At 69.5% G+C, this 14,363-nt stretch carries 15 protein-coding genes and 1 pseudogene; 12 read left to right on the plus strand and 4 right to left on the minus strand.

Annotated elements, in window-relative coordinates:
- Positions 1 to 291: pseudogene (locus ABT158_RS48855) on the plus strand (hypothetical protein); the annotation flags it as partial.
- 92 nt (positions 292 to 383) lie between these two features.
- On the opposite strand, the gene ABT158_RS48860 reads toward ABT158_RS48855, so the two are convergent.
- From ABT158_RS48860 to ABT158_RS48870, 3 genes are read right to left on the minus strand one after another with little or no spacing between them, the layout of a single operon-like run.
- On the minus strand, positions 384 to 1,043 hold the full coding sequence (locus tag ABT158_RS48860) for a response regulator (RefSeq protein ID WP_352365956.1): 660 nt from the start codon (positions 1,041 to 1,043) through the stop codon (positions 384 to 386).
- The gene (locus ABT158_RS48865; RefSeq protein ID WP_352365958.1) at positions 1,040 to 2,221 is read right to left on the minus strand and encodes a sensor histidine kinase; all 1,182 of its coding nucleotides are present in this window, start codon (positions 2,219 to 2,221) and stop codon (positions 1,040 to 1,042) included. The genes ABT158_RS48860 and ABT158_RS48865 overlap by 4 nt, the downstream gene beginning before the upstream one ends.
- A gap of 7 nt (positions 2,222 to 2,228) precedes the next feature.
- On the minus strand, positions 2,229 to 3,707 hold the full coding sequence (locus tag ABT158_RS48870) for an alpha/beta fold hydrolase (RefSeq protein WP_352366031.1): 1,479 nt from the start codon (positions 3,705 to 3,707) through the stop codon (positions 2,229 to 2,231).
- A 30-nt stretch (positions 3,708 to 3,737) separates the two neighbouring features.
- Between ABT158_RS48870 and ABT158_RS48875 the strand changes: the two genes are divergently transcribed.
- From ABT158_RS48875 to ABT158_RS48890, 4 genes are all read left to right on the plus strand, one after another.
- Entirely contained in the window at positions 3,738 to 3,878 is a 141-nt protein-coding gene (locus ABT158_RS48875; protein WP_352365960.1) for a hypothetical protein, read from the plus strand.
- Positions 3,879 to 4,081: 203 nt separating this feature from the next.
- Entirely contained in the window at positions 4,082 to 5,227 is a 1,146-nt protein-coding gene (locus ABT158_RS48880) for a sensor histidine kinase (protein ID WP_352365962.1), read from the plus strand.
- Positions 5,228 to 5,270: 43 nt separating this feature from the next.
- On the plus strand, positions 5,271 to 5,909 hold the full coding sequence (locus ABT158_RS48885; protein ID WP_352365964.1) for a response regulator: 639 nt from the start codon (positions 5,271 to 5,273) through the stop codon (positions 5,907 to 5,909).
- A 123-nt stretch (positions 5,910 to 6,032) separates the two neighbouring features.
- Positions 6,033 to 7,253, plus strand: coding sequence for an alpha/beta hydrolase family protein (locus tag ABT158_RS48890; protein WP_352365966.1), 1,221 nt, complete (start codon positions 6,033 to 6,035; stop codon positions 7,251 to 7,253).
- Between the two features lie 707 nt (positions 7,254 to 7,960).
- Here ABT158_RS48890 and ABT158_RS48895 read toward each other — a convergent pair.
- Entirely contained in the window at positions 7,961 to 9,430 is a 1,470-nt protein-coding gene (locus ABT158_RS48895; RefSeq protein WP_352365967.1) for an alpha/beta hydrolase, read from the minus strand.
- 404 nt (positions 9,431 to 9,834) lie between these two features.
- Here ABT158_RS48895 and ABT158_RS48900 point away from each other — a divergent pair, with 404 nt between their 5' ends.
- The 7 genes from ABT158_RS48900 (at position 9,835) to ABT158_RS48930 (ending at position 14,058) form a co-directional block, all read left to right on the plus strand.
- The gene (locus ABT158_RS48900; RefSeq protein WP_352365969.1) at positions 9,835 to 10,263 is read left to right on the plus strand and encodes a hypothetical protein; all 429 of its coding nucleotides are present in this window, start codon (positions 9,835 to 9,837) and stop codon (positions 10,261 to 10,263) included.
- A gap of 445 nt (positions 10,264 to 10,708) precedes the next feature.
- Complete coding sequence (locus ABT158_RS48905; RefSeq protein WP_352365971.1) at positions 10,709 to 11,452, plus strand: hypothetical protein; 744 nt, start codon at positions 10,709 to 10,711, stop codon at positions 11,450 to 11,452.
- A complete protein-coding gene (locus tag ABT158_RS48910) occupies positions 11,449 to 11,949 on the plus strand; it encodes a hypothetical protein (protein WP_352365973.1) in 501 nt (166 codons plus the stop codon). Before ABT158_RS48905 ends, ABT158_RS48910 begins: the two co-directional genes overlap by 4 nt.
- Positions 11,939 to 12,496 carry a hypothetical protein gene (locus ABT158_RS48915; RefSeq protein WP_352365975.1) on the plus strand — a complete coding sequence of 186 codons (558 nt, stop codon included), beginning with the start codon at positions 11,939 to 11,941 and terminating at the stop codon, positions 12,494 to 12,496. Before ABT158_RS48910 ends, ABT158_RS48915 begins: the two co-directional genes overlap by 11 nt.
- Positions 12,490 to 12,654, plus strand: a complete 165-nt coding sequence (locus ABT158_RS48920) for a hypothetical protein (RefSeq protein WP_352365976.1) — start codon at positions 12,490 to 12,492, stop codon at positions 12,652 to 12,654. Before ABT158_RS48915 ends, ABT158_RS48920 begins: the two co-directional genes overlap by 7 nt.
- A 69-nt stretch (positions 12,655 to 12,723) precedes the next feature.
- The gene (locus ABT158_RS48925; protein ID WP_352365978.1) at positions 12,724 to 13,224 is read left to right on the plus strand and encodes a hypothetical protein; all 501 of its coding nucleotides are present in this window, start codon (positions 12,724 to 12,726) and stop codon (positions 13,222 to 13,224) included.
- Positions 13,225 to 13,560: 336 nt separating this feature from the next.
- Positions 13,561 to 14,058 (plus strand): hypothetical protein, encoded by a 498-nt coding sequence (locus ABT158_RS48930; protein ID WP_352365980.1) that lies wholly within the window; start codon positions 13,561 to 13,563, stop codon positions 14,056 to 14,058.
- Positions 14,059 to 14,363: the final 305 nt, after the last annotated feature.

Here is a 14,363-nt window from a genome sequence, read left to right on the forward strand (position 1 = left end):
GGTGCGGAGACTCTTCCCGACGGGCATCCGCGCCGCGGCATGTCCGTCGTCACCGCGCTCAGCGAGTGGCTCGTCCACACCAACCGCCGCCTGAACGGGTCCTGGACCCAGCGGTACGAGCACGGCGTGCCCGTCACCGGCCTGGAGCCCATCGCCGGCGACGGTGCCACAGGGACAACTGTGCACTTTCTGCCCGGCGTGCACCTGCTCCCACTTGCCGACGACCTGGGCCGCTTCGCGAATGGATGGCCTGGCCTGGTCATGACCGTCGACGACCGCCGTGGCGGCTGACTGATCGAGGTCTGTGCCGCCTGATCGAGGGTGTGGCTGTCCTGTTGGGATCGATCCGGCTTGCGTTGATCGAGCGGATGGCAGCGCTCCGGTCACGGTAGGTCTGCCCAGGTGATGAGTCCATGCCGGTGGGCGTAGACGGCTGCCTGCACGCGGGTCCGTAGTCCGAGCTTGGCGAGGATCCGCTCGATGTGGACCTTGACCGTGCCGGGCGAGATGACCAGGGCCTGGGCGATCTCGGCGTTGCTGTTTCCGGCGGCCAGGTGGCGCAGTACGTCGGTCTCGCGTGGCGTCAGCGTGCTCATGTCGTCGGTGGCCGGGCGCGGGGAGGTTGCCGCGAAGCGGTGCAGCAGGCGGGGAGTCACCTGCGGGTCCACCAGCCCCTGACCCTCGTGGGCGACCCGTACCGCATCGAGGATCAGGCCAGGGTCGCTCTCCTTCAGCAAGAACCCGACCGCGCCCGCCTGCAGCGCGCCGAACAGGTATTCGTCCAGGTCGAACGTGGTCAGCGCGACCACGGCCGGTGCGGGGGCGAGGGCCAGCAGGTCACGGATCGCGGTCAGCCCGTCCATGCGCGGCATGCGGATGTCGGTGAGCACCACGTCGGGCCGGTGCCGCCGAGCCATCTCGACGACCTGGAGCCCGTCCGCCGCCATCGCCACGACCTCCAGATCCGGTTCGGAGGACAGGAGCAGGCGCAGGCCCTCCCGGGTCGGCGCCTGGTCGTCGGCGACGATCACGCGTACGCTCACCGGCGGCCCCCTGGCGTGCCGTGGTGGTCTGCGGTCTCCGGGTCGAGGTGGCCCGCGACCATGCGGGTGTCGTCGATGGTGTCCGGGTGGTTTCCCGTGTCGCGAGTGCCGTCCAGGGGCAGACGAGCGGTGACTCGCCAGCCGCGCGGAGCGCGTGGCCCCACGGTGAGCGTGCCGCCGAGCATCGCCGCCCGCTCTCGCATGCCGCGCACCCCGCTCCCCGCCGGTACGGCCGACTGACCGGGCACCGCCTGCCCATCGTCCTCTACGACGATAGCCACAACCTGGCTGTCCCTGTCGACCCGTACGGCGGCCTGCGAGACCCCGGCGTGCCGCATCACGTTGGTCAGTGACTCCTGCACGATCCGGTAGGCCGCGTGCCGTACCCGCAAGGGCACCCCCTCGCGCAGGGAGTCGCCCTCCAGACGCACCCGCAGTCCCTGCCGCGACAGGCGGACGGCCAGCGACCCGAGATCGGTGCCGGCGTCTTCGTCGCGGAGCAAGCCGAGCAGCCGCCGGGTTTCCGCGAGCGCGGTGCCGGAGATCTCAGCGATCGTCTCCAGGGCCGGCTCGGCGTCCGCCGGGGTGCCCCGCCGTGCTCCCACGGCCTGGAGCCTGATCGCGCTGAGATGGTGGCCCACCACGTCGTGCACCTCTCGGGCGATCCGGGCGCGCTCCTGGGCCCGCTCGACCAGGGCGAGTTGCCGGGCCCGGTCGTGCTGCAGGCGCAGGGCGTGGCCGAGCGCGACCGGGGCGAGCCCTGCGGCCACCGCCATGATCAGCTGCGAGGGGTGTGTCGGCGTCCCGACCAGCATGAGGTCGAGCAGGACGAGCCACCAGGTCGCAGCGATCGCGGGCAGCAGCCGTCCTCGGTCACGGTGGTAGGCGGCCGAGCTGAACGCCGCGACCGTCACCCAGGCGCCGACCTGCGGCTGGCTCAGAATGATCGCGAGCAGGACGGGCGCACCCGAGGCCAGGGCCGCGGTCAGCGGAAGACGGCGACGCACGGTCAGCGGCGCACACACCGCGCAGACCAGCACCCCCCACAGGGGGGTGAAACCGTCCTGGTCGGCCATGGCGGCGGTCAGCAGCGGCACCGCCAATGTCAGCAGCGCGGTCGCCGCCGCCAGCACGGCGTCCTGGGCGAGTATGGGCAGCGCCCGCCAGGCTCCGATCACGGTCAGCTCACCTCCGGGGGATCTTGGCCACCAGGTCACCGGGGCAGCGCGCCCCGGGCGGGGGCAGGGTCCCAGCGGTCAGGTAGTCGTGGACGTACAGGCGCAGGCAGGTGGCGCCCAGCCCGGAAGCGCTCTGCATGAGGTAGGCGGCGTGCCCGTCACCGTGCCTGATCACGCGTGCTCCGGGGAGTTGCGCGGCCATGTGCTCGGCGGCGAGGTTCGGAGTGTTGTCGTCGGTGTCGCCGATGGAGATCAGCACCGGCGGCACACCTTGCGCCCGCAGCGGGTGCGGCGGGTAGGAGGGAGCCTTCCCCATGCCGAGGCAGCGGGCGAGCTGGTAGCGGCCCTGGATCCAGCCGATCCGCGGCGCGGCCGCGCGCAGGCGCGACTCCATGACCAGGAAGCTGCGGTATCCGGGCACCTGAGGCATGAAGTCGTGGCACATCAGCGCTCTGTGGGGGTATCCGGGGCCGTCGGCGGCAGGGGGCAGCAGGTTCGCCAGGGCTGTGGCGTCGCCGTCAGAAGCCTTGCGCAGTGCTGCGGCCAGCCTTGGCCAGGCGGGCGGGGTGAGTCCCTCCCGCACCGCGACGAGGAACTCACGCTCGTTCAACGTCCGTCCTCCCGCCGGTAGAGGGGTACGGCGGACGCGGGCGAGCAGGTCGTCGAACACCTCGATCGCGTCGTCGTCGTCCAGCGCGCACCCGGCCCTGCACCAGTCGCGGAAGCGGCTGAGCTGTCGCTCCTCGGTGAGCGCGTTGTCCAACAGCCATCTCTTCAGTGATGTCCGGGTGTGGTCGGCGACGCCGTCCAGCACCATCCGGGCGACCTTCTCGGGGAACAACTCCAGGTAGGCCTGCCCGAACACGGTGCCGTAGGAGTTGCCGAGATACCGTAGTTTCGGTTCGCCGAGCGCGGCACGCAGCGCCTCCAGATCATGGGCCGCCTGCCAGGAGGTCAGTCCCGCGTAGGCGGTGCCCATGGCTGTGCGGCAAGAGGCGTCGTATGCGGCGTTCGCCTGGGCGTGCGCGCGCCAGCTCTCCTCGCCGGGCCGCAGGATCAGCCCAGTGAGGCCGGGGGGCGGCGTGGCGCACTCCACGATCGAGGTGCTGCCTCGGCTGACCGCGCTCCTCGCGTTGATCAGGACCACATCGAACCAGGTGGTGAGCTCCGACACCACTGCGGGCATGGACCGCACGTCCTGAATGGTCGCCCCGCCGCCGCCGGTGTTGACCACCAGCGAGCCGAGGCTTCGCGAGGGGTCACGCGCGGGCATCCGCGCGAGGTCCACCTGGGTCTTCGGGCCGCCGGGTCGCTTCCAGTCGATCGGTACGCCCAGCTTGGCGCATTCGATGCCGTCCCCGCACTCAGCCCATCTCAGGACCTGGACCGGAACCGGGGGCTCAGCCCTCAGGGCCTGGGCCGGAGCTTGCGGCGTGGCGGCCATGGTCGCGCCGAGGACAAGAGCGGCCAGCGCTCTGCTCAACATCTTCACGGGTCGAGCATTGCCCTGACCGGCATGCCGGAGCATCTGCCGTCCGGCATATTCTCCGGCGACAAAACTGAAGGTGACGAAATCCCACCTGATCTTGGTGATCGGGCGGGATTTCGTCGTTCGCCGACCGGTCTGCGACCTGTGGTGACAGCGATCATTCAATGACACTCGCTCAACGTTCACTGAAACCGGACACCAGGGGGCCTTCGAGGAGGCTGAGTGCCCCTCACGCATGTAGCGGGTGGTCCAGCCCCGGCGCCCCAGAGCACTCCACATGCGCGCGGCCAGACGACGGATATGACGGCCGGAGTTGAGCATGCGACCCTGGGGGCGTGCCCGTCACGCCGCATGTCGAACCCCATCCGCCGATGATCAGGCGGATCCGCCCAGGGCACTGGCTGGCGCTGGATCGACTCGCCGCGATCGGCTACGCGTTCGTCGCCTTCCTGCTGCTGGCCGACGAGGTCGGTGGACCCGAGAGGTTCGCGGTCGTTCCCCTGGGGGTGATCGCGTCGGCGCTGCCGATCGCGCTGCGCCGTCAGCGGCCGGTCGTCGCGTTCGGGATCGCCCTGGCCGGGCTGGTCGCGGCGGAGCTGGTCGAGCGCAGGACGATCATCTTGGGGATGCTGTCCGTGGCCTACGTCCTGTATGCGGTGGCGGTCCTCTGTCGCCCGCCCACCGCCTTCCTCACGCTCGGGATGGCGCTGGCCGCCGCCGTGGCGACCGGAATTCCCGGTTTCCCCCGCATCGGCGGGGCCCCGGTGATCTCCGTGCTGCTCTTCACCACGGTCTGGACCGTCGGCTACGCCGTGGGCATGCATCGCCGCCACCTCGGCGAGTTGCTGCGCAACCAGGCCAGGCTGGCCAAGCAAAGTGTGACCGACGAGCGGATGCGCATCGCCCGCGAGCTGCACGACGTCATCGCGCACGGCATGAGCGTGGTCACCGTACAAGCGGGATTCGGCGCCCTGGTGATCGACGACAGGCCGCAGGAAGCGCGGGCCGCGCTCACGGCCATCGAGACCACGGGACGCCAGAGCCTGGCCGAGATGCGGCGGCTGCTTGGCGTGCTCCGCGAGGAGGACCGGAGCGAAGGGCCCGATCTCGCGCCCGTGCCCGGGCTGGCCGACCTCGACCGGCTCCTGGAGCAGATCGCCGGGGCGGGGGTGCGGGTGGAGCTCACCACCACCGGGCCGCCTCGCGCACTGCTTCCCGGGATCGACCTTTCGGCGTACCGGATCGTGCAGGAGGCGCTGACCAACGTGGTGAAGCACGCCGCCACCGGCTCCGCCAGGGTGACCCTGCGCTACGGCCCGGACGAGCTGTCCATCGAGGTCGCCGACGACGGCCTCGGCTGCCAGCGGGCCGACGGGCCGTCCCCCGGGCACGGCCTGGTCGGCATGCGTGAGCGCGCGCACCTGTACGGCGGCGCGTTCCACGCGGCGGGCCTGCCCGAAGGCGGTTTCCGCGTCACCGCCACCCTCCCCATCCCCTCCACGGAGCACCCTGCATGAACCACGCCCTGACCTCCGCGCTCGCCGTAGCCGGGCGCGCGGCATGACCGTCCGTGTGGTGGTCGCCGACGACCAGACCCTCGTACGCGCGGGATTGTGCGGCATCGTGAACACCGCCCCAGACCTGACCGTCGTCGGCGAGGCCGGCACCGGGCTGGAGGCCGTCAAGGTGGTCCGCGCACAGGCGCCGGACGTGGTGCTCATGGACATCCGGATGCCCGGCATGGACGGTCTGGAGGCCACCCGCCTGATCACCTCGTCCGGCGACACGAAGGTGGTCATCCTCACCACCTTCGACCTGGATGACTACGTGTATGCGGCGCTGCGTGGCGGGGCCAGCGGGTTCCTGCTCAAGGACACTCCCGCCAGGGACCTGCTGACGGCGATCCGGGTCGTCTCGGCGGGCGACGCGCTGCTCTCTCCAGGCATCACACGGCGGCTGATCAAGGAGTTCGCGGGTCGCGCTCACCCTGAGCCGCTGGAGGGCACCACCACGCGCGAGCGAGAGGTGCTCGCGCTGGTCGCCGAGGGCCTGTCCAACAGTGAGATCGCCGAGCGGCTGCACATCGGGCCGGGTACGGCCAAGACCCACGTCAGGCACCTGCTGGCCAAGTTGGACGCCCGCGACCGCGTGCACCTGGTGATCATCGCCTACCGCAGCGGGCTGGTCTCCGTCCACTGAACCCGGCGTCGACCTAAAGGCGTAGCCCGCCGGCGCGAAATGAGCCCTGGGGTAGACGACTCCGGCCGGGGCGGGTCACTAGCTTCGGACCACTCCCGCTTCCCATGATCTGAAGGAGTGCGTGTGATCTCCCCGCGAGTGGTGTGCGCTGCCGCCCTGCTGGCCGTCGCGTCGCTGGCCGTACCGACCGCCGCCCAGGCCAAGACACAGCTCAAGACACACCTCAAGACACAGGCCCAGGCCCGGCTCCAGGCAGCCGCCCCGCCCCAGCTGACCCTTCCGGCGCCGACGGGCCCCTCCCCGCTCGGCACGGTGTCCCTGCATCTGGTCGACCGGTCAAGGAAGGACCCGTTCGCGGGCGCCGGCCACGACCGCGAGCTGATGATCAGCCTGACCTATCCGGCCAGGAAGGTCGCCGCGTACGCGGTCGCACCCTGGCTGCCGCCCAAGGCAGCGGCCCAGTACCTGCGCCAGGAGGGCCTGCCTCCGGGAGCCGTCCTGCTGCCGCAGACCCACGGGCACGAGGGCGCCCCCGCCGACCGGCGCGGGGGCCGGTTGCCCGTCGTGCTGTACTCCCCGGGCAACGACTCCTTCCGGTCGGCCAACACCGTGGTGGTCGAGGAACTGGCCAGCCGGGGATACGTGGTGGCCACCATCGACCACACCTATGACGGCCTGGTGGAGTTCCCCGACGGCCGAGTGGTGCCCCCCGCGCCCGATGGGGGAAAGACCGGCTCGGTGATCTACGAGCAGCGCATCGCCGACACCCGCTTCGTCCTGGACCAACTCGCGGTGGTGAACCGCGGCGGCAACCCCGACGCCGAGCACCGCAAGCTCCCCAAGGGACTGCGCGGGCTGCTCGACCTGGACCGGGTCGGCATGTTCGGCTACTCGGCCGGCGGGCCGACGGTCGCGTCCGCCATGGTCGAGGACAGGCGGATCAAGGCTGGGCTCGCCTTGGACGGCCCGGTGGCGGGCCCGGTCGTCACCGCAGGGCTGGACCGGCCGTACATGCTGATGACCGCCACCAAGGCCGTCCGCGACCGGATCCCCGACCTGGCCACGTTCTGGTCGAATCTGAGGGGCTGGAAGCTCAACATCAGGACTGAAGGGGTCGAGCACGTCTCCTACGGCGATCTGGAGATGATCGCCCCGCAGGTGGCGTCACTGCTGAAGTGGACGCCCGCCCAGCTCGTCGAGCAGATCGGCACGCTCGCCCCCGAGCGCGGCGAGGCCGTCCAGCGGGCCTACCCGCTGGCCTTCTTCGAGCGGCACCTGCGCGGCAGGGGCCACCTGCTGGACGGCCCATCGCCGAGATTCCCCGAGGTCACCTTCGTTCCCTAACCGCCAGGTAGTCCCGGCCACTCAGAAATCCTTGATTTCTGTCCGGTTCCTGGAATGACTCGGCCGCAGGTCAGCGCGTAGAAGATGTTGCCCATGCGGTTTCGTCCGCATCCCAGCGCTACTCTCGGGTGCCGCAATCTCGGTCTCCGCGCTGTCCGGCGCCAACCCGGCCGCCCGGTGTTCAGGGCGGCCAGGGTTATTGTGCCGTTGGGTCAGGCAGGTTCGTCGGCGTCCGCAGGGACGTATTAGGTGATGAGTTGTGAGACGACGGTGCCGAACATGCTCGGGCCTGCCACGCTGATCGGCTGTGATGCATCCGTGGCACCTGGACTGTGATTCGCGGAGACGGCCCCGCCTGGTTTGGCTGGTACAAGGCCGAGAGCGTGACGACTAGCAAGGCCGCCGAGCCGCGTACTGCTTGAGGCCGCACGACTGGAGGCACAGGCTCGGCGCTTCACGACCGAGCCCATCCCCCGGACGGGCAGCCGCAACGACGTTCCGACCCCTGCTTCCAGGTAGATCGACATGGTGAATTGCGCCAGTCTCACGCCAGTCATGATCACCGTTGTCCAGCTCATGACGGTGGCATGAGGCTGTTCTCCGTCCGGCGCCATCGGTGACGCGTGGTGTCACCGACGACGGGAGGAAGGATGTGCGTCGGCGAACCGCTGACCGACGCCAGAGTCGGCTGGTTGTGGCCAGCTCGGTCAGGACGGATCGGCGCGGCAGGTGAGATCGTCAGCGGGCAGGGTGCCGTTGGCGAAGTAGGTGTTCACTGCCGTCTCCACGCAGGTGTCGGGCAGGCGGCCGAAGACGCCGTGCATGCGTACGTCCCGTACGGTGACCAGGCGTGCGGCGGGCATCGCCCGGCGCAGGTTCACTCCTTCCTGGTAGACCGTGCGGGTGTCGCCGGTGGCCTGGACGATCAGTGCGGGGACATTGTTGCCGACCTTGGTCGCGGGCTCGCGGGGGGTGGGCCAGAAGGCGCAGGCGGTGATGTTGTTCGCATACGGCCCGAACACCGGCTGGGTGGCCCGGCTGCGCTGGATGTCGCGCCAGTACCGCTCGGGGTCGCGTGGCACTGCGACATCGCCGCAGATGACGGCGGCTTGGCTCGAGTAGCCCTGCGGCTTGCCGTACAACATGAACTGTAGTTCCTGCTCGAGGTCGTCGGTCGGGGGGACCGACTTACCCTCGGCGGCTTCGGTGAGCAGCCGCACCCGGGCGGCCAGACGGGCGTTCTCTCTGGCGTCGGGCAGCAGGGTGAAGATGACCATGGGCAGGAAGCGTTCGTCGACGAGATGTTCTCCGATGCGGATCGGGGCCTTGACCAAGCTCTCGACGCGGGCCCGCACCTGGCGTGCCGTCGCGCCGAGGTGGTATTCGGGGTCGCGCTTCGCGGTCCAGGCGGCCCAGTCGTCGAGCGCGGCCTCGTTGGCCGGTCCGCTGTTCCTGATCGACCCGGCCATGTACTGGGCCGGATCGATCGCGCTGTCCAGCACGAAGCGGTCGCTGCGCTGCGGGAACATCTGGGTGAAGACCGCGCCGAGGTAAGTGCCGTAGGACATGCCGAAGTAGGAGATCTTCTCCTCACCGAGGGCGGCGCGGATGACGTCCATGTCCCGCGCGGTGTTCCGGGTGGTGATGTGGGCGATCCGGTCGCCCTCCCGCTGCGCGCACCGCTGCGCGAGATCGGCCTGCGTCTGTACGGCCCGGTGGAAGCTCGCCCTGGTCGGCCCTGCTGACCAGAGCATGTGCCCGATCGGCCAGCCGCAGTCGATCGGCGCGCTCCTGCCGACGCCGCGTGGATCCATGCCGATCAGGTCGTAGCGGGAGGTGACCTCGGGGGTCATCCGCTGGCTGATGTAGCCCATGAAGTTCAGCCCCGCACCGCCGGGACCACCGGGGTTGGACAGCATGACGCCGCGTCGCTTCCCCGGGTCGGTGGCCTTGATGCGAGAGATCGCGATCTTGATCGTCCTGCCCCGCGGCTGGGAGTAGTCCAGCGGGACCGTGATCTCGGCGCATCGGGCGCCCACGTGGTCCAGGAGGGGGTCGCCGCAGGTCGCCCATTCGACGGGCTGGTCATAGAAACGGGTCAGAGCAGTGGTCGTGGGGCCTGGCAGGAGCGTGGCTCCGGTCAGCAACACGCCGAGCAGGGCATGGGGGAGATTCATGGAGGACGTCCTTCATCGAGGAATGCAAGCAACCGTAGTTGACTAAATCCCTGATAGTCAACTTCGGTTGCTTGTCGATGGAGGCGATCATCGAGGAGGCAACGCGCCGCCATCCTCGCCCGCCGCCGGCGTGAAGGCCTCGATCGGCGTCGTCCACAAAACCCTCACAACCGCGGACGGCACCCCACTGATCAGCCCTCGACTGTCTGCGGGACACCCCAGGGCCGCTTCGCCGCCGGCCGGAGGTGCACAGGCCGCCGGGGGGCTCCGGACGGCTGCCCCCAGCACGCCCCGCTGCGCGCGGCGGGTCCCGCGACTGGGCCGTCCATACGGACGAGGCCTCCGCCGGGAGATCGGCCGTGTGGCCGATCTCCCGGCAGGTCACATGCCGGGAGGCTGTCCCCATGTTTGATCATTTGCAACGTCTTGGCGGAGGATTGGCGGCGTTCACCGTGCTGGCGGCCATCGCCGGGCCCGCTGTTCCCGCCATGGCCGCCACCCCGGCGAAGGTTCTGCTGCGTGCCGACAGCAACCGCGACGGCCGCCTGACGCCCGCTGACGACCCCGCCCGTGACACCTGGACCACCACCCGCGGCGCCATCATGCTGCCGAACAACGCCATCACCCACCGCGACAACCCCTCAGCCTGGGGCGCCGTCGCGTTCATGATTCTCCTGTGGGCGGTCCTCCCCTTGCTACTCGTCTCACGCTCACACGTATCCGGCAAAGTCGCCGATTTCCTGGAACGCAGCGGACGCTCTCTCAACTGGATTCGGCTGTTCGCCTTCTTCCTCATCGCCGTCGGGTTCAACCTCGACCTGCTCGTCTCCTGAACTCACACACGAGCATCCCGGCCACCGCCCTGAGCAGACCGCAGACCCGGTTGAGGTCGGCGGTCCAGTGGCGTAGCCATTGTTCGGCGTTGGGCCCGGCCTGTGGTCTTGGCTTCAACCTGCAAGCGCCACCTCTCGGTGAGCTTTTGACCTCTCCTGTAGCTTTCAAGGGTTTCATCTGGTCCGGGGGTCGATGAAAGCCGGACGTGGCCGCCCGTCCCGACCAGCACAAGCACGGCCGAACGCGGCTTAGCAGCCCGATCGAGCCGATGTTGGCCAAGCCGGTGGCCGCTCTACTTTTGCGCGATGGTGTCGCCGATCTAGTCACATCAGGAAAGTCCTGTTATCGCCTTATCCATTGCTGTTTCGGGTGGCGTCCTCATACTGTCTAAGCCAGCAGTGATCATGCGGTCTGGGGCTGACCGCTTCTTCTGGGGGCACATTTATGACGATCATGCTTTCCCGGTACACGCGCGCCGCGGCTGATGCCGCCCGGCTGACGATCGAGCTGCCGGACTCGGTGGGCGCGCTCGAATGGCACGGACTCACCAAGATGGCAGGGCCGGGTTTCGCCCACGCCTTCACGCTGGTTCAGAAGGGCGGCAACAGCGCCCTGCCGACGCACATCTTCCCGGGTGGTCGGGTCGAGACCTTCCGCCGCCACGGCTACGACCTCACCCTCTACGAGAGCATCGACCGTACGAACAGCTGCCTGGTCTGGGTCGGCCCGTTCAACGAGGCCAAGACGTGGTTCGCCGGTCCGGCGCCACGCCGATCGGTCCTCAACGCGCTCGTCGCGGCGGTCGAGTTCACCGACAGCCCTGAGGGCGCCACGCTCAGGCCGCGCCTGCGTGCGGCGACCCAGCAGTTCGCGACCAAGGTCATCGGACGCAACGACCGGCTCATCGTGATGGCCGGCGACGCCCGTGCCGCCCGCGAGACGCTGCCCGACTTCCAGGGCGCCCGGCGTGGTGACGCGGAGGTGTGGAAGATCCCGCTCGACCTCGATCCGGAGCAGAAGGCCAGGGTCGGCGGCACGCCGTACGAGCACAAGTACATCTACGCCAACAGCACCGCGGTCTTCACTGTGCAGTTCACCTTCGACCCGGAGGCGAGTTCCTTCCGCGCGGCCGACGATGGCTTCGTCGAGGACGTCCTGGCCGGGTTCAAGGTCGCGTGGGCGGCGTGAGCCTGCCGCTGGCCGTCTCGCTGCTCGCCCTCCTCGTCTCCCTGTTCACGCTGATCGCCGTCGGGGCGGTCTACTCCAGACTGCGCGCGCTGGAGCAGAACGTGCTGAACCCGAACACGGCACGGCTGGACAACGAGAGCACGACGGTCGTTCCCGCGCTCCGGCCGCAGGACAGCGAGGTGGCGTCGGTCGTCCTCCTCATGGACAGCACCTGCGCGGTCTGCCATCAGGCGTGGTCGACGCTGCACGAGTCCTCCTGGCCCGGCGTCCGCGTCCTCGGGCTGGTCGTCGAGAAGGAGATGGCCGAGGCGTTCACCACCGGCCAGGTGCTCGCCGACGCCGACCAGTGGCGCGACTTGTATGAGGGGTACGCGCCCTGCCTGTTCGCGATCGATCCTTCGGGGGCGGTCATCGCACGCCGGTTCGTCTACGGCGACACGGACCTGCCCGAGCTGATGAACTCACTTCTAGCTGCGAGGAGCAGCCATGCGCTTTGACGAGATCCCGGCGATCGACGCCATGCCGGAGGGCGCCCGGCCCAGCCGGGTCAAGAACCTGATCGGCGCGTTGCCGTCCAGCCGCCGCACCCTGGTGAAGGGCATGGCCGTCTCGGTGATGGCCGCCGCGCTCGTCCCCTTGGACTGGGCGCTGAACAAGCGGCAGGCCAAGGCGGCCGGTCCGACCTCGGTCTGGGACGAGAACAGCTGCGAGAAGTCCTACCCCGACGGCGGTTACGACGAGGGACGCAACAACTGGTGGGGCGATGGCAAGGCCGTCTGCTTCGGCGGCTGGCGCATGGGCGCCTACCCGTGCAACAGCACGCGCCGCCACTTCGAGGGCAGTCGCACGCACAAGCCCGGCGCCTCCGACCAGGAGACGTACACCAACGCGGCGCGCATCGACGAAAGCTGCGGCAGCACCTCGACCAAGAATGCCTGGCGTTGGAAGTCCGGCGGCAATCAGTACATCTGCTCCGACGCCTTCACCACCGTCACCTGGCGTGACGGCACACACCACACAGACCTCACGATCGCGATGTGCTGATGCCACCTGCCCTTCGCCGGCTGGCCCTCAATCCGCTGACGCTGGCCGTCCCCATCACTCTGGGGCCGGTCCTGCCGATCACAGCCGGGGGGCCGCTGGCGCTCGTCTTCTTCTTCGCGGGGCTCAATGCCGGATACGCGAACTCCGGCAGCACTTGAAGTCACAACTCGGCATTCCTGCTGAGCGCGTCGGTCTGGCGCGGTCGTGGTGCCCTCGCCTACTTCGGCGTGGGATTGTTGCTGGGCGCGCTGACGGTGGCCGCCGTCGGGGTGATTCTGGGCGGTATCGTGCAGGGCCTTCTGCCTTTGCCGGTACGGCTGGCGGCGCTCGCCGTGCTGGCGGCCGCCGTACTTCTGCGTGAAGTCGGCCTGATCAAGCTGCCGGTGCCGGAGAACGCCAGGCTCGTGCCCGAGCACGTACTGCATCGCGGGCGGGTGCTGGGAGGCATCCAGTTCGGCTTCGAGATGGGCACCGGGATGCGGACGTACTCGCCCTCCTCCCTCCCCCACCTCGTGCTGGCCGCAGTGCTGCTCGCACTGCCATGGAACGGCGCGCTGGCGGCCGGGGCGGGCTTCGCGGTCGCTCGCTGGATCATGGCGGCGGCCAGCATCGGCCACAGCGAGGATGGTGGCTGGAGCGATGTCTGGTCGATGAACGCCCGCCTGCTGGCCTCGGTCACGGGGGTCGCCACGGTCGCCGCGCTCGCGTGGGGACTGTGGCCTTGGTAGAGCGGCTGGTCGTGGTCGCCGACAGTGCCTGCGGGGGCTGCTCGGCGATCGCGGCCGCGCTCGGCGGCGTGCTGACCGTGACGGTCGTGGTGCGTTCGTGCCGCGACCCGCACCTGGCCGAGGAGTTCCCCGTGCTGGCGGGTCGCCGTCCGTGCGCCCGCCCGCTGGCGCTCTATCAAGGCCGGGCGCTGACGGGCTTCCGCTTGCTCTGGCGAGCGGGCAGGCTGGTGGCACCCGGCAGGCGCGCGGCCGCGCTGCGGCTGGCGTTGCGCGTAGTACGGCTGCGAGCGGCGCACCTGCTCGGAACCTCTCGTCTCCACAGAAGGCAGAGCGGTCATGAGAAGACTTCTCACCCTCACCGTACCGGTGATCCTGCTGACCGTCCTGACGGCCGCGCCCGCCCAGGCCAAGGCCATCTCCCACGGTGAGCTCACCGGCCCCGGCCTGTCCGCGCCGATCGTGGTCAAGCCCGGCAGCCAGGCCGGAGACAACCGTCTCAACAGCCTGCGCACCGGCACCGCCGCGCACGCGGCTCTCTACCGGGGCCTGCCCCAAGCGTTCGGCGCGCGCCCGAAGGGCAGGCTCGGTCCCTGCTACCGCCTGGAGTGGTACGGCCCGCCCGGCGACACCCTGACGCTGACCCAGTACATCTACCCTTACGCCAAGCGTGGCCCGGTGGTCCGGACGCCCCGTCAGAGCGGTGCGGTCCAGCACGGATGGCTCCGCGCACCGTCGTACGTGAGGAGCATCCTCCACACCCTCGGCCTGCCGAAGAAGCCGCCGCAACCGCCAGATGTCACCTGTAGGTCGCATGCGCGGCCGCCAGTGCGGTAACCGCCCTGCTCGGTGTCCTCGGCTGTACCGGCGCTGGACTGCGAGCTTGATGCCGAACCCGTGCAGCGGCAGGTCGAGCTGGGCGAGGATGCGGAAGGTGGCGGAAATTCAGGTCTACTTGGCGAATTCGTATGTGATCATGGAGATCAGCCACAAGGGGAGATGCGTTGATCTCGGAGTGTCAGCAACGGCTGCGCGACCACTTTCTGGCTGCTCCTGTCGTTCAGGCGCCGGCCCCCTGGCGGCCAGTGTCGGACAACAGGACCCCCATCGGCGGCCTGTTGGGCATCGGCTAAGCCGTCCAT

It is taken from the genome of Nonomuraea sp. NPDC001636 (assembly GCF_040298265.1).
In the GTDB taxonomy this organism is placed as follows: Bacteria; Actinomycetota; Actinomycetes; order Streptosporangiales; family Streptosporangiaceae; genus Nonomuraea.

What these genes read in the sequence shown, in the direction of transcription:
- ABT158_RS48870 (WP_352366031.1), bottom strand. Translation starts at nt 3,707, where the DNA reads ATGTTGAGCAGAGCGCTGGCCGCTCTTGTCCTCGGCGCGACCATGGCC.
- ABT158_RS48875 (WP_352365960.1), top strand. Translation starts at nt 3,738, where the DNA reads ATGCCGGAGCATCTGCCGTCCGGCATATTCTCCGGCGACAAAACTGAA.
- ABT158_RS48880 (WP_352365962.1), top strand. Translation starts at nt 4,082, where the DNA reads ATGATCAGGCGGATCCGCCCAGGGCACTGGCTGGCGCTGGATCGACTC.
- ABT158_RS48885 (WP_352365964.1), top strand. Translation starts at nt 5,271, where the DNA reads ATGACCGTCCGTGTGGTGGTCGCCGACGACCAGACCCTCGTACGCGCG.
- ABT158_RS48895 (WP_352365967.1), bottom strand. Translation starts at nt 9,430, where the DNA reads ATGAATCTCCCCCATGCCCTGCTCGGCGTGTTGCTGACCGGAGCCACG.
- ABT158_RS48900 (WP_352365969.1), top strand. Translation starts at nt 9,835, where the DNA reads ATGTTTGATCATTTGCAACGTCTTGGCGGAGGATTGGCGGCGTTCACC.
- ABT158_RS48905 (WP_352365971.1), top strand. Translation starts at nt 10,709, where the DNA reads ATGACGATCATGCTTTCCCGGTACACGCGCGCCGCGGCTGATGCCGCC.
- ABT158_RS48915 (WP_352365975.1), top strand. Translation starts at nt 11,939, where the DNA reads ATGCGCTTTGACGAGATCCCGGCGATCGACGCCATGCCGGAGGGCGCC.
- ABT158_RS48930 (WP_352365980.1), top strand. Translation starts at nt 13,561, where the DNA reads ATGAGAAGACTTCTCACCCTCACCGTACCGGTGATCCTGCTGACCGTC.